The sequence below is a fragment of the Stenotrophomonas sp. genome (assembly GCF_050737075.1).
Taxonomy (GTDB): domain Bacteria; phylum Pseudomonadota; class Gammaproteobacteria; order Xanthomonadales; family Xanthomonadaceae; genus Stenotrophomonas.
Map to the genome: position 1 here is coordinate 1 of NZ_JBOHXV010000091.1, position 16,964 is coordinate 16,964.

The window sequence follows — 16,964 nt, forward strand, 5'->3', positions numbered from 1 at the left end:
GTATGCGGGACCGCAGAAAACATGGATGTTTTCTACAAGCCTACAAGGACGTATTCACGGCGTGTCCCGCATACCCGCACGCGCCGGCCCACTCCACGCATCCCTCGGCCCAACGGCTGTTCGCCTGAATCCAACGCCAGCCGGGCTGTGCCCGGCGATAGCCCGCGATGCGCGGGACCGGCAACAACGAAGGCCCAATCTGAACGAAAGATCCAAGGGGTGCCACCCCATTTGGCTTCGGTGGCGTTTTGCGCTAATGTAATAGCACGCTATTACATTGATACGATGAAAATCCGCCCTGTCCCCCGTGAGAAAGACCCCCAGGCCGACCTGGACAGCCTGGCCGGCGCGTTTGCCGGCCTGTCCAGCGCCGGGGAGGTGACCGCCTTCCTGCGCGACCTGTGTACGCCGGCCGAGCTGGAGGCGCTGTCCGACCGCTGGAAGGTCGTGCCGCTGCTGAGGCAAGGCGTGCCGTATCGCGAAATCCACGAATTGACCGGTGTCAGCGTGACCACCACCGGGCGCGTGGCGCGCTCGCTGGACCATGGCCACGGCGGCTATGCCGCCGCCATTGCCGCGACCGCCACGCCTGCATCCCCAGAATCCGAGTAGAGACCTCCCCCATGAGTGCAACCCAGACCGCCCCGGCACGCGACCGGCTGCGTATCGCCATCCAGAAGAACGGGCGGCTGGCCGAGCCTGCGCGCAGCCTGCTGACCGCCTGCGGGCTCAGCTGGCGGCAGAGCCGCGACAAGCTGTTCTGCTACGGCGAATCGCTGCCGGTGGATCTGCTGCTCGTTCGTGACGACGACATCCCTGGCCTGATCGCCGACGGCGTCTGCGACTTTGGCATCGTGGGCCGCAACGAGCTGGACGAGCAGGGCGCCGCCCGCCGCCGCATCGGTTTGCCCGATGCCTACCAGGCATTGCGCGGGCTGAACTTCGGCCAGTGCCGGCTGATGCTGGCCGTGCCCGAGGAATGGGAGTGGCAGGGCGTACAGCAGCTGGCTGGCAAGCGGATCGCCACCAGCTATCCCGCCATCCTGGCCGATTGGCTGGCCGCGCGTGGCGTCGATGCGCAGGTGGTGGAATTGTCTGGCTCCGTCGAAATCGCCCCGCGCCTGGGCACCGCCGACCTGATCTGCGACCTGGTGTCCAGCGGCGCCACCCTGGCGGCCAACCAGCTCAAGCCGGTCGAGACCCTGCTGGAAAGCGAGGCCGTCCTGGCCGGCCCGGTCAAGACGCCCGACGACGCGCGCGCCGGCCTGATGGCGATGCTGCTGCGTCGCCTCGATGGCGTTGTGAAGGTGCAGGACAGCAAACTGCTGATGTTCCGCGCCGCGCTGGACCGCGTCTCCGAACTGACCCGCCTGCTGCCCGATGCCGATCCGCTGGTGCAGTTGCCTGATGACGGCGGCCACCTGCGCCTGCAGACCATGTGCCACGGCGCGTTGACCTGGCAGCGCCTGGAAGAACTGGAGCGCGCCGGCGCGCAGGGGTTGATGGTGTTGAGCGTGGAGCGGTCGCTGGCATGAATCGTCTGCAATGGTCCCAGTTGAGCGACACCGCACAGGCCGATGCGCTGCAGCGCCCGGTGCAGGCGGTGGCCGCGCGTACCCGTGAATCGGTCGCCGCCTTGATCGCCGCGGTACGCGACGATGGCGATGCCGCGCTGCGCGAGATCAGCCTGCGCTTCGATGGCGTGGCGCCGGCCTCCTTTGAAGTGAACGACGAAGAATTCGCCGCCGCCGAACGCGCCGTGCCGGCCGAACTGCGCCAGGCGATGATGGAGGCGGCCGAGCGCATCCGCCTGTTCCACAAGGCGGGCATGAGCCAGGGCTATGCGGTGGATACCGCGCCCGGCGTGCGCTGCGAGCGCATGGTGCGGCCCATTGGCCGGGTCGGTCTGTATGTGCCGGCAGGCAGCGCGCCGCTGCCATCCACCGCGCTGATGCTGGGCGTGCCGGCGCAGCTGGCCGGTTGCCGTGAGGTCGTGCTGTGCACCCCGCCGCGCCGCGATGGCACGGCCGATCCGGCCGTGCTGGTGGCCGCGCGCCTGACCGGCGTGCACCGCGTGTTCAAGCTGGGCGGCGCCCAGGCCATTGCGGCCATGGCGTACGGCACGGCCAGCGTGCCGGCCTGCGACAAGCTGTATGGCCCGGGCAACAGTTACGTGACCGAGGCGAAGCAGCAGGTCGCGCAGGATGGCGCGGCCGCCATCGACATGCCGGCGGGGCCTTCCGAAGTGCTGGTGATCGCCGATGCCGGCGCCAATCCGGCGTTCGTTGCCGCCGACCTGCTCTCGCAGGCCGAGCACGGCCCGGACTCGCAGGTATTGCTGCTCACCGATGATGCCGATCTGCTGGCCAGGGTCGAGACGCAGGTGCAGGCGCAGCTCGCGCGGCTGTCGCGCGCCGAGATCGCGGCGCAGGCGCTGCAGTCCTCGCGTCTGATCCTGGTGGATTCGCTGGTTGAGGCGTTCCAGATCAGCAACCGCTATGCGCCCGAGCACCTGATTGTGGCGCTGCGCGAGCCGCGCGACTGGCTGGCGCAGGTGGAAGCCGCCGGCTCGGTGTTCCTCGGCGACTACACCCCCGAAGCGCTGGGCGATTACTGCAGCGGTACCAACCACGTGCTGCCGACCGCCGGCGCCGCGCGCGCCTACAGCGGCGTGAGCGTGGCCAGCTTCCAGAACATGATCAGCGTGCAGGCCGCCACCGCGCAGGGCATTGCCGGCATCGGCAACTGTGCCCGCGTGCTGGCCCGCGCCGAGGGTCTGGACGCACACGAGAATGCTGTTGCACTCCGCATGGAGGCGCTCGCATGAGCGCCGCCAACGTCCTCTCGCTCGTCCGCCAGGATCTGCGCGCGTTTGCCGGCTATTCCTCGGCACGCAGCAGCGCGCTGGTGGGCGACGTGTGGCTCAATGCCAACGAATCGGCCTGGGCCAATCCGGCCGACACGCAGGGAATGGCGCGCCGCTATCCCGAACCGCAGCCGGAGGCACTGCGCGCCCGGTTGGCCGCCCTGTATGGCTGCAGCGCGGATCAGCTGTTGATCGGCCGCGGCAGTGACGAAGCCATCGACCTGCTGGTCCGGGCACTGTGCGAGCCGGGCCGCGACGCGGTACTGGTGACGCCGCCGGTGTTCGGCATGTATGCGGTGTGCGCACGCCTTCAGAATGCGCCGCTGCTCGAGGTGCCGCTGCGCGATGCAGGCGATGCCCTCGAGGCGGATATCGACGCCATCATCGCCGCCGCGCTGGCCGGCAATGCCAAGCTGGTGTTCCTGTGCACGCCCTCCAACCCGGCGGGCAGCACGATCTCGCTGGAAGACGTCGAACGCGTCGCCCGGGCACTGCAGGGCAGGGCGCTGGTGGTGGTGGATGAGGCCTACGGCGAGTATGCCGAGCAGCCATCGGCCAGCACCTTGCTGGCGCACCGTGACAACGTCGCGGTGCTGCGGACCCTGTCCAAGGCACACGCACTGGCGGCGGCGCGGATCGGCAGCCTGATCGCCGATCCTGCCCTGATCCAGCTGCTGCGCCGTTGCCAGGCCCCGTACCCGGTGCCGGCGCCGTGTGCCGCGCTGGCCGTTGCGGCGTTGGCACCGGAGGCGCTCGAGGTGACCTCCCGTCGCGTGGACGAGATCAAGACCGAGCGCGGGCGCCTGTTGCAGGCGCTGCAGACGCTGCCCGATGTGCTGCGCGCCTATCCTTCGCAGGGCAACTACCTGCTGGTGCGGTTCGCCGACGCGCAGGGTGCGTTCGATGCGCTGCTGGCCGCCGGAGTAGTGGTGCGCGACCAGCGCGGTGCCCCGCAACTGCACGATGCACTGCGCATCACCATCGGCAGCCCCGCGGAGAACGACCGCGTGCTGCAGGTCCTCAGTGCCCGGAGGGCCGCCGCATGACCCCCATCCTGTTCGTCGACCGCGACGGCACCCTGATCGAAGAACCGGCCGACTTCCAGATCGACGCCTACGAGAAGATCCGCTTCGTGCGCGATGTGATTCCGGCGATGCTGAAGCTGCGCGATGCCGGCTACCAGTTCGTCATTGTCAGCAACCAGGACGGGCTGGGCAGCGAAGGCTTCCCGCAGGCCGCGTTCGACGGCCCCAACGACCTGATGCTGCAGATCTTCGCCAGCCAGGGCATCGTGTTCCGTGACGTGCTGATCGACGGCAGCTGGCCGCACGACAATGCGCCCACGCGCAAGCCCGGCATCGGCATGATGCTGCCGTACCTGCAGGACCGCAGCATCGACTGGGCACGCTCGGGCATGGTCGGCGACCGCCCCACCGATATCCAGTTCGCGCAGAACATGAACATCCGCGGCTTCCAGCTGCGCACCGAACAGTTCGGCGGCGAGTGGGACTGGAACGGCATCGCGCATGAGCTGGCCGACGCGCCGCGCCGGGCGATCGTGCAGCGCAATACCAAGGAAACCCGCATCCGCGTCGAGGTGGACCTGGACCGCGTTGCCGAACCGCAGACCCACACCGGGCTGCCGTTCTTCGACCACATGCTGGAGCAGATCGGCAAGCACGGCGGTTTCGCGCTGAGCGTGCAGGCCGAGGGCGACCTGCACATCGACGAACACCACACCATCGAAGACACCGGTCTTGCGCTGGGCCAAGCCCTGCGCGAGGCGCTGGGCGACAAGCGCGGCATCGGCCGCTACGGCTTCACCCTGCCGATGGACGAGACGCTGGCCAGCGCCGCGCTGGATTTCAGCGGCCGGCCGTATTTCGTGTTCGATGGCGAATTCAAGCGTGAGCGCGTGGGCGACATGCCCACGGAGCTGGTCCCGCACTTCTTCCGCTCGCTGTGCGATGCGGCCGGCTTGAACCTCAACCTCAGCGTGCGCGGCGACAACGACCATCACAAGGTGGAGGCCTGCTTCAAGGCGCTGGCGCGCGCCCTGCGCCAGGCATTGCCGCGGCAGGGCACCGCGTTGCCCAGCACCAAGGGGGCGCTGTGAGCGAGGTCGCGCTGATCGATGCCGGTGGCGCCAATCTCGGCTCGGTGCGCTATGCGCTGGAGCGACTCGGCGCACGCGTGCGGCTGGTCCGCGATGCAGCCGGCCTGCGCGGCGTGTCGCGGGTGATCCTGCCCGGCGTGGGCGCCGCACCGCATGGCATGGCGCGCCTGCATGCGCAGGACCTGGTACAACCCCTGCGTGAGCTGGAGGTGCCATTGCTGGGCATCTGCCTGGGTATGCAGCTGCTGTTTGAAGGCTCCGAAGAAGGGCATGTCGAATGCCTCGGTCTGCTGCCCGGCGTGGTCCGACACCTGCATCCGGCCACCGGCATCCGCGTGCCGCACATGGGCTGGAACCGATTGCTGCCGCTGCGCCATGCAACGCTGATGAACGGCGTGGCCGACCGTGCCAGTGCCTACTTCGTGCACAGCTACGCCGCGCCGTTGAACGAACACACCGTGGCGGCCTGTGACCACGGCGGCCTGTTCGCGGCGGTGGTGCAGCGCGGCCGCCACAGCGGCGCGCAGTTCCACCCCGAGCGGTCGGCCGCCACCGGCGCCCGGATCCTGCGCAATTTCATCGAGAACGCCTCCCCATGAGTTTCATCGTCTATCCCGCGCTGGACATCCGCGACGGCCGCGTGGTGCGCCTGCTGCAGGGCGATTACAACCAGCAGACCACCTATGGCGACGACCCGCTGCCGCGCGCGCAGGCATTTGCGGTCGCCGGTGCGAGCTGGATGCACCTGGTCGACCTGGACGCCGCCCGTGCCGGCGGCTACACCCTGGCGCCGCTGCTCTCGGCGATTGCCACCCAGACCGGCCTGAAGGTGCAGACCGGCGGCGGCGTGCGCTCGCGCGAGGATGTCGCGCGCATCCTGGCGGCCGGCGCTGCCCGCGTGGTGGTGGGCTCGGTGTCGGTACGCGAACCGGACACGGTGATCGGCTGGCTGCGCGAGTTCGGCCCGGAGCGGCTGACCATCGCACTGGATGCGCGCCAGGCCGACGACGGCCGCTGGCTGTTGCCGGTGCATGGCTGGACCGAGACCGCCGACGTGACCCTGGACGAACTGGCGCAGCGCTACGCGCAGGCCGGCATGCGCCACCTGCTGTGCACCGACATCGCCCGCGACGGCATGCTGTCCGGGCCCAACATCGGCCTGTACCGGCACCTGTCGTCACTGCTGCCGGGCGTGGCCGTGCAGGCCTCGGGGGGCGTGCGCAGCGCCGCCGACGTGGCCGAGGCCAAGGCCGTGGGCTGCGGTGGCGCGATCCTGGGCAAGGCACTGCTGGAAGGGCGCATGACCCTGCCGGAGGCGCTGGCATGTTGAGCCGCCGGCTGATTCCCTGCCTGGACGTGCGCGACGGCCGTGTGGTCAAGGGCGTGCGCTTCCGCGACCACGTGGACATGGGCGACATCGCCGAACTGGCGCTTCGCTACCGTGACCAGGGCGCCGACGAGCTGGTGTTCTACGACATCGGCGCCAGCCCGGAGGGCCGGGCGGTCGATGTGGGCTGGATCGAGCGCATCGCACGCCTGATCGACATTCCGTTCTGCGTGGCCGGTGGCATCAGCGACGTGGAGACCGCCCGCCGGGTGCTGTATGCGGGTGCCGACAAGATCTCGATCAATTCGCCGGCGCTCGGGCGCCCGGCATTGATCGAGGAACTGGCGGACGCCTTCGGCGTGCAGTGCGTGGTGGTCGGCATCGATTCGGTCCGCGAGCCCGATGGCGAATGGCGCGTGCGCCGTTTCAGCGGCGATCCGGACAAGACCCAGGCCGTACCGGTGCGGACCCTGGATTGGCTGGTGGAGGCACAGCGCCGGGGCGCGGGCGAGATCGTGCTCAACTGCATGGACAGCGACGGCGTTCGCCGCGGCTATGACGTGGCCCAGCTGCAGCAGGCGCGCGCCCTGTGCCAGGTGCCGCTGATCGCCTCCGGCGGCGCCGGCGAGATGCAGCACTTCGCCGATGTATTCGACCAGGCCGACGTCGACGGTGCGTTGGCCGCCAGTGTCTTCCACAGCGGCGCCATCGCCATTCCCGCGCTCAAGCAGTTCCTGCGTGCGCAGCAGATCGAGGTACGAGATGTCTATTGAGGTATTCCCATCGCGCGAGGCGCTGGCGCAGCTGGACTGGGGCAAGGGCGACGGCCTGCTGCCGGTGGTGGTGCAGGACGTGGACACGCTGGCGGTGCTGATGCTGGGCTACGCCTCGGCCGAATCGCTGGCGCTCACCCTGGAGAGCGGCCACATGACCTTTTACAGCCGCAGCAAACAGCGTTTGTGGACCAAGGGTGAGACGTCCGGCAATGTGCTGGCGGTGGTGGCGGTGCGCGTCGACTGCGACCGCGATACCCTGCTGGTCAGTGCGCGTCCCGCCGGGCCCACTTGCCACACGGGCAGCGAAAGCTGCTTCGCGCAGGCGCCGGGCACCTTCCTGGGCCGCCTGGATGCGCTGGTGCGCGACCGCGAGCAGCAGCGCCCGGACAACAGCTACACCACCCACCTGTTCGAACAGGGCATCCGCCGCATCGCGCAGAAGGTGGGCGAAGAAGGGGTGGAGACCGCGCTCGCCGGCGTGGTGCAGGACGACGAGGCACTGCTGGGCGAATCGGCCGACCTGCTGTTCCACCTGACCGTGCTGCTGCGTGCACGCGGGTTGTCGCTGCAGGATGCGGTGGGAGTCCTGGCGGCCCGGCACGCCGGCTGAGGTATGCGACGACGGATTTAACGTCGCTGAAACGGGCGGCAGGCGATGATGTGCGGCTTTACAATCGCCTACCCCGAACGGAACCCCCCGATGAGCCGTACTGCTGCCTGGCTGGCCTGCCTGCTGTTGATGTCCGCACCTGCCTGGGCCAATGAGGCCACGGTGACCGGCAAGGTTTACCAGGAGCGCGACGGCAAGCCCGGCCGCGGTCCTACCGATCCGGGCCTGGCCGGCGTCCAGGTCTCCAACGGGGAGGCCATCGTGCGCACCGCCGCCGACGGCAGTTACAGCCTGCCGGTGCGCGAGGGCCAGACGGTATTCGTGATCAAGCCCGACGACTACCGCTTCCCCGCCGCAGCCAATGGCCTGCCGGCGTACTGGCGGCACTACGCGCCGCAGGGCTCGCCGCGGCTGAAGTACGCAGGTATCGCCGCGACCGGCAACAACCCGCGCAACTGGGATTTCGCGCTGGAACCGGACAAGGATGCGGAGGCGGCACGTGCCGGCTTCGAGATGCTGGTGTTCACCGACTCGCAGACCGCAAGCCGGCAGGATGTGGGCTACTACCAGCGCGCCATCGTGGAGCCGATCGTCGGCAAGCACCCGGCACGGCTGGGCACCACGCTGGGTGACATCGTCAACGACGATCTGTCGCTGTATCCGGACATCAACAAGGCGACCACGCAGCTGCAGGTGCCCTGGTTCCATGTACCGGGCAACCACGACCTGGACATGGACGCCGGCGACGACCGCCATTCGCTCGACAGCTGGCGCGCGGTGTACGGCCCCGACACCTATGCGGTGGAGGAGGGCGGCGCCAGCTTCGTCTTCCTCGACGACGTGGTGTACGACCCCAGCGCCGCGCCGAAGTACGTAGGCGGCCTGCGCCCGGACCAGTTCACCTTCCTGGCCAACTACCTCAAGGCACTGCCGCGCGACCGCCTGCTGGTACTGGGCGTGCACATCCCGCTGTTCGACGCCGCGCCCGGCCGCGAGACCTTCCGCCATGCCGACCGCACGCGGCTGTTCGCGCTGCTCAAGGACTTCCCGCACGTGCTGGTGCTCAGTGGCCACAGCCACACCCAGCAGCACTACTATCACGGCGCCGCCGAAGGTTGGCAGGGCAGCAGGCCGCTGCACGAGTACAACGTGGGCGCCGCCTGCGGCGCGTTCTGGTCGGGCGTGAAGGACAGCAGCGGCATTCCCGATGCGACCATGAGCGATGGCACGCCGAATGGCTATGCCGTGCTGTCGGTCCAGCCGGGGGGCGATTACGGCCTGCGCTACTACGTGGCGCGTGCGCCGGACGATTACCAGATCGCCCTGCACGCGCCGAAGGTGCTGCGCAAGGGCGCCTATCCGGCGTGGGGCGTATACGCCAACGTGTTCATGGGGCAGGCCGACACGCAGGTGGAATACCGCGTGGATGATGGCGCGTGGCAGGCCATGAAGCGCGTCGAGCAGCCCGATCCGCGCCTGGTGGTCGAGAACGTTGCCGACGACACTGCCGAGCGCCTGCGTGGCTACGACCGGTCGCCCGAGGCCACGCCGTCGCCGCACCTGTGGCGCGGTGCGTTGCCGACGGATCTTGCCGCTGGCGCCCACAAGGTGGACGTGCGCGCCGTCCACGCCGATGGCCCCACCGCAACGGCCAGCACCACCTACCGGCTTCAGGCAGCAAAACCGTAGCGCCGGGCTCTGCCCGGCAACGAAACGCCGGGCTCTGCCCGGCAACCAGACGGTGGCAATACGCCCACGTACGGCACCCACTGCTTTGCAAAGCCGGAACGATCACCGAAAATCCCGGCATTGAAACCGAATCCAGCCAAGGCCTTTGCGTGAGCGTTGCGACACCGTTGCCGGATGCCCATCCGGTCCACCCTAATGTGTCGAGCGCGCTGCTTCCACGCCCGGGTTCCCAGGGCGACAGCCTGATCGTCGCCGATGTCGGCGGTACCTATGCGCGCCTGGCAGTGGCGGACGTGGTCGTTGGCCAGCCGCCGCGCGTCCGCAACCTGCGTCGTTATGCGTGCGCGGAGTTCACCAGTCTGGCGGCCATCCTGGCGGCGTTCCGTGCATCGCAGCACCTGGCGCCCGCGACGGCGGTGGTGGCCATCGCCGGCCTGCTCGAGGGCGATCACCTGGTCAACACCAACCTGCCGTGGCCGGTCTCGGTGGCGGCGACCCGCCGCGACGCAGGTCTGGCCACGCTCGATCTGATCAATGACTTCGAAGCCGTTGCCTACGCGATTCCGCACGTGGCGCCAGAAACGCTGGTGACGTTGAATGGCGAACCCGGCGACGGCAACCGCTGGCCGGCACTCGTGCTCGGTCCGGGCACCGGCCTGGGCGGCGCGCTGCGCTTCGAGGCCGGTGGGCGTGCGGTGCTGGCCAGCGAAGCAGGCCATGCGGCGCTGGGCGCGGGCACCGCGCTGGAGCTGCAGATCCTGCAGCAGATGCTGCAGCGCTGGGAGCACGTGGACAACGAACGCATCCTGTCCGGCAGCGGCTTGATGAATTTGTATCCGTGCCTGTGCGCCATCCGCGGGGCAACGCCGCAATGGACGACGCCGGAAGCGCTGATCGCCGCCGCGCATGCCGGCGACGACGCGCTGGCGGTGGAGACGCTGGAGGTCTTCTGCGGCTGGCTGGGCAGTCTGGCCGGTGACCTGGCGGTGACCTTCGGGGCGCGCTCGGTGTATCTGGCCGGTGGTATTTCCAGTCACGTCGCGCGCTTCCTGGATGACGGTCACTTCCGCACGCGCTTCCTCGCCAAGGGCGTCATGCGCCGGGTGCTGGAACAGGTGCCGGTATGGCGGGTCGAGCATGGCGAACTCGGCGTGGTCGGCGCCGCGGTGTGGCACGCCGAACACCGCTGCGCGGTGGCATAGCGTTTTTTTCTTTCCCGGCCCTCCCGGGGCGGGTTCACAGCAGTGGGAGCGCAACGAGTGACGGATCGCAGGCAATTTCTCCAGGCCGGTGCGCTTGCCGCCGGTGTCATGGCATTTCCGCAGGTGCAGGCCAAGGCCAGCACCCGCGCACGGGTGGTGTCCACCTGGGACTTCGGCGTGGGCGCCAACCAGGCCGCGTGGAAGGTGCTCTCGGCCGGTGGCAGTGCGCTGGATGCGGTGGAGAGCGGTGCACGCTGGGCCGAAAGCGAACTGTGCAATCCCACGGTAGGGCGCTGCGGCAACCCGGACCGCGACGGTGTGCTGAGCCTGGACGCCAGCATCATGGCCGGCGACGGGCACTGCGGTTCGGTGGCCGCCTTGAGCGACATCCTGCATCCGGTATCGGTCGCCCGCAGGGTCATGGAGCAGACCCCGCACGTCATGCTGGTGGGCGAGGGTGCCCAGCAGTTCGCGATGCAGCAGGGCTTCCCGCGCGAGAAACTGCTCACCCCCGCGGCCCAAAAGGCATGGCGCGAGTGGCTGAAGACCGCGCAGTACACCCCCGAGATCAATGCCGAGCGGCGCACGCGCCCGGGTGACAGCAGCAACCACGACACCCTGGGCATCCTCGCCATCGACGCGCAGGGCCAGCTGGCGGGCGCCTGCACCACCAGCGGCATGGCGTGGAAGCTGCATGGCCGGGTCGGCGACAGCCCGATCATCGGTGCCGGGCTCTACGTGGACAACGAAGTGGGCGCGGCCACGGCCTCGGGCGTGGGCGAGGAGATGATCCGCAATGCCGCCTCCTTCCTGGTCGTCGAACTCATGCGCCAGGGCCGCTCCCCGGCCGAGGCCTGCCGCGAAGCCATCGCGCGCGTCGTGCGCAAGCGGCCGGAAGCCAGCAAGACCCTGCAGGTGTGTTTCCTCGCGCTGGACCGCAACGGCGAGGTAGGCGCGTATGCGCTGCATCGCGGTTTCGTCTACGCCGTGTGCGACAAGGACCGCCAGGACGACCTGCGCGATTCGGCCTCCGTGTACACCAGCGAGCAGACATGAGCATGCCGCGGCGGACCCTTGAGATCGCCTCCAATTCCGTCGCCTCGGCACTGGCGGCCCAGAACGGCGGCGCCGACCGCATCGAGCTGTTCGACAACCTCGCCGAGGGCGGCACCACCCCGTCGTACGGCAGCATCGCCATCGCCCGCGAGCGCCTGCGCATTCCCTTGTTCGTCCTGATCCGCCCGCGGCCGGGCGACTTCCTGTACGACGCAGTGGAAACCGAAGTCATGCTGCGCGACATCGCGCAGTGCCGTCAGCTGGGCTGCGACGGCATCGTCGTCGGTGCGCTCGACGCCGAAGGGAACATCGACACGGCGCTCTGCCGCGAACTGATCGCCGCCGCCGGCCCGCTCGGCGTCACCTTCCATCGCGCCTTCGACGCCGCGCGCGACCTGCCGGTGGCCCTCGAGCACGTGATCGCCCTGGGCTGCCAGCGCGTACTCAGCTCCGGTGGCCACGCCAGCGCCGAAGCAGGCAGCGCCGTGCTGGCCAGCCTGGTAGCGCAGGCCGGTGACCGCATGTCAGTCATGGCCGGCGCCGGCATTGGGCCGGGCAACATCGCGACCCTCGCAACAACCACCGGCTGCCGCGAACTCCACGCCTCCGCCAAGGCGATCCGCGTGTCGGGCATGGGTCATCGCAACCCCGACCTGCGTGGCCTGGACAACGATTGGACGCAGACCGACGCCAGCACCGTTGCCGCGCTGCGCGCAGCGTTGGATGCAGCCACTCCGTAGGGGGGGGGCATCGAAGATCAACAGCGGTTTCGATCATTTCCATGCGTTAAAGAACGTGGGCGGCGCAACGGCAGTCGTTCGGGAACCGACCCTACCGATCGCACTCATCTCATTGCCGAGTGGCGCATGCACGTGGCCGGTAGGGTCGATTTCCAAACGACTGCCCTGAAACAACCCGCGCCCTATAACGCATGAAAATGATCGAAACCGATCTTGATTTCCCATGGCCACCGCTCAACTGCCAGAGGGTCGGCGGGTGCAGGGGTACGGGACCGTAGAGCGCCATGGGCGCGGCGCATGCGCCGCGCGGGTTGGGCAGGACGCCCAACCCCGGTCTTGCCGTGTACGCAGGATTGCGTACACGCGCAAGGCGTGAACGAGCCCCCATGGACGGGTTTACGGCGTGTCCCGTACCCCTGCACCCGCCGGCCCTGCGCGAGAACGTTTGCAGATCAGGGCTCTGCGTACCGACCAACGGTCGGCACCTACCAATGCAAAAAAAACGGCAACCACCTATGAAAGCGCGGTTGCCGTGGAGGACCGTTGACCCGCCCGAGGGCGGGGCGGTTGAGCTTAGAACTTGTAGGTCGCGCCGAAATACAGCTGGCGGCCGGAGTACAGGCTGGAGATCAGGCGTGCACTGGTGTCATTGCCCAGATGGATGCGCTGTTCTTCCTTGGTGGCATTCAACACCGAGGCGGTGAAGGTCAGCGCATCGGTGAAGTTGTACGCCACGTTCAGATCGAGCTGTGCATACGGCTCGGTGTACTCCGTCATGCCGCCGTTCAGGCCACCCACCACCTGGCCACGACGGTTGTACGAAGCACGCGCCAGGAACTTGTCGTTCTCGTAGAACAGCGTCACGTTGGCCTGGTTCTTCGCACTGCCGACCAGCGGCGACGATCCGATGTTCTCACCGTCGAGCACGATCGATGCCAGGTTCGTGTCGTTGTACGTGTAGTTGGCCTGCACGCCGAAGCCCATATCGAACGTGTACTGGCCGTAGACTTCCACGCCCTGCGACACACCGTCACGGCCGTTTGCCTGCGTCTCGTAATCCTGCACGGTGACCGACTCGCCGCCGATCACCATCTGCACATCACGCACCACCGGCACCGTGAAATTGTCCACGTTCTTGCGGAACAGACCGATGCCCGCCACCGCACCCGGCTGGAAGTACCACTCCAGACCGATATCGAACTGCGTCGCCTCGAACGGCTCCAGGTTCTTGTTGCTGCCATGGCCCTGCCAGCCTTCCTGCGGCGCACCACCGGCCACGCGGCGGTCATTCACGTATTCCGCGCTGTAGTAGCTCAGCGCACCCGGTGCCGCGATGCTCGTGTAGCTCGGGCGGGCAATGACCTTGGACGCCGCGCCACGCAGCACCAGGTTCTCCGTGATGTCCCACGCGATATTGAAGCTCGGCAGGAAGTCCGTGTACGTCTTGTCCGTGCCGATCAGCTCGAACGATTTCTGGCGTGCCAGGCTGTCGGGAAGGCGGATGAAGCCGCTTTCGCAACCGTAGTTGGGGAACGCTGCCGCGGCCGGGTCGTTGCACGACATCGGCGCCCCGGACGCGTTGTCCAGGAAGTAGTCGTTGAATCGTTCGATCGAGTCACTGGACTGCGCGAACTGCTCCGTACGCACCACGCGCACACCCACGTTGCCGCGCAGGCGCTCGGTACGGAAGTTGGCCTGGAAGTACCCCGCGTAGACCTTCTCGTTGACGTTGTAGACGAAGTCGTCTTCGGTGCGGTTGTGCGAACCGCCGTAGCGGTCGTTGAGGTAATTGATGTAGGCCGGGTAATCGATGCCCGGGAACACGTTGGCGTTGAAACCGCCGGCGATGTTGGTGATCGGGTTGGACAGGAAGAAGCCCGGCTGCGCAATGCCCGCCGTATTGTCACAGCCCGCCTGGTAACGGTTGTTGTCGTAGTCGGCCGGATCGGTGCCCGGGCAGACCCAGTAGGTGTTGCCCGTATTGCGGTGGACCTTGCCATCGCTGTACTTCGCGCCGAACTGGAACGAATCCAGCCAGCCGGTCTCGAACAGCTTGGTGAAGTCGGCCTGGAAGTGGTTCTGCTTGACCTCCGTCTGCATCCACGACGAATCGGTCGAGCCGGTATCCACCTCGGCGATGCCGTTCATCAGCTGCTGCTGCAGGTCAGGCGAGAACGTGGCCGACGGCGTGCCGGTCAGGTCCCATGCCGAGTACTGGTTGCCGGTCTGCCACACGCCATCCACGCGGCGGCGCGGCTTGGCCGACATGCGGAAGTTCATCGTCGGGCCACCCTCGGACCACGTGCGGCCGCCGCTGAAGGACGCCTTCCACAGCGGACTGATGTCCCAGTCGATGCTCAGGTCGGCGGTCTGCGACAGCGCCTTTTCGCGGCTGTAGCCGCCGGTCAGCTGCGGGGTGGGGATGGTGCAGTCGTCCGGACCCCAGCCACCCGGGGCGAGGCCGGCCGCTGCGGCCTCGTCTTCGCTGCAGTAGTAGGTCTTGCCGGCCAGCTTTTCAAACTGCGCGCCGGTGACGATGCTGCCGCTGGGATCCATCGTCAGGCCGTTGAGCAGGCGACCGCCGGCCCAGTTGCCATCCTGGTTGTAGCGCGCCATGTTCCATTCCGGAATCTTCAGCATGTTCTGGGTGTAGTCACCCTGCAGCTCGAAGCGGAAGTAGTTCGCGGTCAACGTGACGTTGTCGGTCGGCTTGAACTGGAAGGTGAACTGGCCACCCTTGCGCTCACGCTCTTCTTCCTTCACCGCGAAGTTCACCGAGGTGGGCATGAAGAAGTCGGTGTAGTTGCGCCCGTTCTGGTCGTTGAAGCCGGAGTTGCCCCACCAGTAATTGACGCCGCCCTGGTTCATCGGATTGCCGTTGACATCGCGGGCGGTGGTGTCGGTGCCGTACCACTGGTAATTCTCGGTGGTGGCTTCCATGGTGCGGCTGGTGCGCTTCTGCTGGGTCACGCCGACCAGCACGCCGAAGCGCTCGTCTTCGCTGTGCCAGGAGTACAGGGCGGACGCCTGCGGATCGACGTCGTGGCTGGTGTCCGAGGAGGTGCCTTCCAGGGTCACGTAGCCGGAATTGGATTCCATCTCCAGCGGGCGGCGCGTGTGCAGGATGACCGTGCCGCCTATACCGCCTTCGTCGATGCGCGCTTCGGGCGACTTGAACAGCTCGGCGCTGGACAGCATGTTCGACGGCAGCAGGGTGTAGTTGAAGGACCGGCTGGCCTCGTCGTTGGTTTCCGACGTGGCGATGTAGTTGCCGTTCAACTGGGTCAGGGTCAGGTCCGGGTCCAGGCCGCGCACGCTGACGCTCTTGCCTTCGCCGCCGTCACGGGTGATCACCACGCCCGGCACGCGCTGCAGCGAATCGGCCACGTTCTTGTCGGGGAACTTGCCCACGTCTTCGGCGGTGATCACTTCGACCACGGCATTGGCGTCGCGCTTCTGCTGCAGGCTCTTTTCGATGGCAAAGCGGTAACCGGTGACCTGGACGCTGTCGAGCGTGGTCGCGCTGGGGGTTTCAGCCGGTGCGGCCGCCGGGGCGGCAGCCTGCTGGGCAAACACGCTGGCTGGCGCGAACGCGGCGGCCAATGCGAACGTGATGGCGGCCGACAATGCGTCGCGGCCGTACATGCGGGACATCTGCTTCATTCCACTCTCTCCCTCTGGATTGAACCGTTTGGCTGACACGTGATTGAATCGATCTAAATTCTGAAGCCGCATTTTCCGGAGTACGGGGTCCGGTGCGCGTGCCGCCTGCCCCGCGTGGTGAGCCCCCCAGCGCGCCACAGCCGGCAATGTGACGGTTCAAAGTTGGATCGATCTAAACCGCTGGCGGCGAATTTTTAACACGGCGGCGTCACGGAAGCATGCTGCTGCGCAATATGGACGGCGAGGGGGGCGCTGTGCGAGGCGCGCGCCAGCGACGTGGCGGCGCGCAGACAGGGGCCAGGCGTCGAAGCGGTCCGTGACCCGTGCGCCGCGGCCCGGCGCCAGGAATGGCCGAATGCGTCATGTTGCGCCGCAGAATGCATCCACGGAATTCCCCATGCTTTACTTAAATCGATCTAAATTCACGCCAACGTGAATTTGGAGCGATCCAAAGGGGAGCGAAGGGGGACATGCGCTGCGGGCAGAACGCCCGCCGGCGTGGGGTTTGCCGGTCGTCCCACCGCACCGTCATCGACCACAGGAACCCTTACATGCGCCGATTGTCGTCCATCTTCGCTCTTCCTCCCGTGCGCCGTCCGCTGGCCGGCTTGGCGTGCCTGGCCGTGCTGGGCTTCGCGCCGCTGCTGCAGGCCGCTCCGGCCGGGCTGGAGCGCGAGGTCAACACCTTCATCGGCAGCAAGGATGACGGCAATACCTTCCCCGGCGCCTCGGCCCCCTTCGGCCTGGTCCAGGTCAGTCCGATCGGCGAGCACTACGCCGGCTGGCGCTACGACGATCCCAAGATCCGCGGGTTCGGCCATTCCTTCCTGTCCGGCGCCGGCTGCTGGGAGCAGGGCGGCCAGGTCTCGGTGCTGCCGGTGACCGGCAGCATCGGCCCGGGCGGCTACTTCGACACCGC

14 protein-coding genes and 1 pseudogene are annotated in these 16,964 nt (G+C 67.8%); 14 read left to right on the forward strand and 1 reads right to left on the reverse strand.

All coding sequences use genetic code 11. The features are described from left to right. Positions 1–285: 285 nt before the first annotated feature. From ACREPD_RS17915 to ACREPD_RS17975, 13 genes are all read left to right on the forward strand, one after another. Complete coding sequence (locus tag ACREPD_RS17915; RefSeq protein ID WP_431600573.1) at positions 286–612, forward strand: YerC/YecD family TrpR-related protein; 327 nt, start codon at positions 286–288, stop codon at positions 610–612. Positions 613–623: 11 nt separating this feature from the next. Continuing rightward, on the forward strand, positions 624–1,535 hold the full coding sequence (gene hisG, locus ACREPD_RS17920; RefSeq protein ID WP_431600574.1) for an ATP phosphoribosyltransferase: 912 nt from the start codon (positions 624–626) through the stop codon (positions 1,533–1,535). Continuing rightward, entirely contained in the window at positions 1,532–2,827 is a 1,296-nt protein-coding gene (gene hisD, locus ACREPD_RS17925; protein ID WP_431600575.1) for a histidinol dehydrogenase, read from the forward strand. Before hisG ends, hisD begins: the two co-directional genes overlap by 4 nt. Next, positions 2,824–3,912, forward strand: a complete 1,089-nt coding sequence (gene hisC, locus ACREPD_RS17930; protein ID WP_431600576.1) for a histidinol-phosphate transaminase — start codon at positions 2,824–2,826, stop codon at positions 3,910–3,912. Before hisD ends, hisC begins: the two co-directional genes overlap by 4 nt. Then, on the forward strand, positions 3,909–4,982 hold the full coding sequence (hisB, locus tag ACREPD_RS17935; RefSeq protein WP_431600577.1) for a bifunctional histidinol-phosphatase/imidazoleglycerol-phosphate dehydratase HisB: 1,074 nt from the start codon (positions 3,909–3,911) through the stop codon (positions 4,980–4,982). Before hisC ends, hisB begins: the two co-directional genes overlap by 4 nt. Further along, positions 4,979–5,581 carry an imidazole glycerol phosphate synthase subunit HisH gene (hisH, locus tag ACREPD_RS17940; protein WP_431600578.1) on the forward strand — a complete coding sequence of 201 codons (603 nt, stop codon included), beginning with the start codon at positions 4,979–4,981 and terminating at the stop codon, positions 5,579–5,581. The genes hisB and hisH overlap by 4 nt, the downstream gene beginning before the upstream one ends. After that, positions 5,578–6,312 carry a 1-(5-phosphoribosyl)-5-[(5-phosphoribosylamino)methylideneamino]imidazole-4-carboxamide isomerase gene (hisA, locus tag ACREPD_RS17945; protein ID WP_431600579.1) on the forward strand — a complete coding sequence of 245 codons (735 nt, stop codon included), beginning with the start codon at positions 5,578–5,580 and terminating at the stop codon, positions 6,310–6,312. The genes hisH and hisA overlap by 4 nt, the downstream gene beginning before the upstream one ends. After that, positions 6,306–7,082: an imidazole glycerol phosphate synthase subunit HisF gene (hisF, locus tag ACREPD_RS17950; RefSeq protein ID WP_431600580.1), complete on the forward strand. Its 777-nt coding sequence runs from the start codon at positions 6,306–6,308 to the stop codon at positions 7,080–7,082. The genes hisA and hisF overlap by 7 nt, the downstream gene beginning before the upstream one ends. Continuing rightward, complete coding sequence (gene hisIE, locus ACREPD_RS17955) at positions 7,072–7,695, forward strand: bifunctional phosphoribosyl-AMP cyclohydrolase/phosphoribosyl-ATP diphosphatase HisIE (protein ID WP_431600581.1); 624 nt, start codon at positions 7,072–7,074, stop codon at positions 7,693–7,695. The genes hisF and hisIE overlap by 11 nt, the downstream gene beginning before the upstream one ends. A gap of 90 nt (positions 7,696–7,785) precedes the next feature. Next, positions 7,786–9,384, forward strand: a complete 1,599-nt coding sequence (locus tag ACREPD_RS17960) for a calcineurin-like phosphoesterase C-terminal domain-containing protein (protein ID WP_431600582.1) — start codon at positions 7,786–7,788, stop codon at positions 9,382–9,384. Between the two features lie 197 nt (positions 9,385–9,581). Beyond that, positions 9,582–10,586: a glucokinase gene (locus ACREPD_RS17965; protein WP_431600586.1), complete on the forward strand. Its 1,005-nt coding sequence runs from the start codon at positions 9,582–9,584 to the stop codon at positions 10,584–10,586. Between the two features lie 57 nt (positions 10,587–10,643). Then, positions 10,644–11,642 (forward strand): N(4)-(beta-N-acetylglucosaminyl)-L-asparaginase, encoded by a 999-nt coding sequence (locus tag ACREPD_RS17970; RefSeq protein WP_431600583.1) that lies wholly within the window; start codon positions 10,644–10,646, stop codon positions 11,640–11,642. 2 nt (positions 11,643–11,644) lie between these two features. Beyond that, positions 11,645–12,382, forward strand: a complete 738-nt coding sequence (locus ACREPD_RS17975; protein ID WP_431600584.1) for a copper homeostasis protein CutC — start codon at positions 11,645–11,647, stop codon at positions 12,380–12,382. A 573-nt stretch (positions 12,383–12,955) separates the two neighbouring features. Here ACREPD_RS17975 and ACREPD_RS17980 read toward each other — a convergent pair. Then, a complete protein-coding gene (locus tag ACREPD_RS17980; RefSeq protein ID WP_431600585.1) occupies positions 12,956–16,045 on the reverse strand; it encodes a TonB-dependent receptor in 3,090 nt (1,029 codons plus the stop codon). Between the two features lie 551 nt (positions 16,046–16,596). On the opposite strand from ACREPD_RS17980, the pseudogene ACREPD_RS17985 reads away from it, so the two are divergent. Continuing rightward, positions 16,597–16,964: pseudogene (locus ACREPD_RS17985) on the forward strand (GH92 family glycosyl hydrolase); the annotation flags it as partial.

What these genes read in the sequence shown, in the direction of transcription:
- ACREPD_RS17915 (WP_431600573.1), top strand. Translation starts at nt 286, where the DNA reads ATGAAAATCCGCCCTGTCCCCCGTGAGAAAGACCCCCAGGCCGACCTG.
- hisG (WP_431600574.1), top strand. Translation starts at nt 624, where the DNA reads ATGAGTGCAACCCAGACCGCCCCGGCACGCGACCGGCTGCGTATCGCC.
- hisD (WP_431600575.1), top strand. Translation starts at nt 1,532, where the DNA reads ATGAATCGTCTGCAATGGTCCCAGTTGAGCGACACCGCACAGGCCGAT.
- hisC (WP_431600576.1), top strand. Translation starts at nt 2,824, where the DNA reads ATGAGCGCCGCCAACGTCCTCTCGCTCGTCCGCCAGGATCTGCGCGCG.
- hisB (WP_431600577.1), top strand. Translation starts at nt 3,909, where the DNA reads ATGACCCCCATCCTGTTCGTCGACCGCGACGGCACCCTGATCGAAGAA.
- hisA (WP_431600579.1), top strand. Translation starts at nt 5,578, where the DNA reads ATGAGTTTCATCGTCTATCCCGCGCTGGACATCCGCGACGGCCGCGTG.
- hisF (WP_431600580.1), top strand. Translation starts at nt 6,306, where the DNA reads ATGTTGAGCCGCCGGCTGATTCCCTGCCTGGACGTGCGCGACGGCCGT.
- hisIE (WP_431600581.1), top strand. Translation starts at nt 7,072, where the DNA reads ATGTCTATTGAGGTATTCCCATCGCGCGAGGCGCTGGCGCAGCTGGAC.
- ACREPD_RS17960 (WP_431600582.1), top strand. Translation starts at nt 7,786, where the DNA reads ATGAGCCGTACTGCTGCCTGGCTGGCCTGCCTGCTGTTGATGTCCGCA.
- ACREPD_RS17975 (WP_431600584.1), top strand. Translation starts at nt 11,645, where the DNA reads ATGCCGCGGCGGACCCTTGAGATCGCCTCCAATTCCGTCGCCTCGGCA.
- ACREPD_RS17980 (WP_431600585.1), bottom strand. Translation starts at nt 16,045, where the DNA reads ATGAAGCAGATGTCCCGCATGTACGGCCGCGACGCATTGTCGGCCGCC.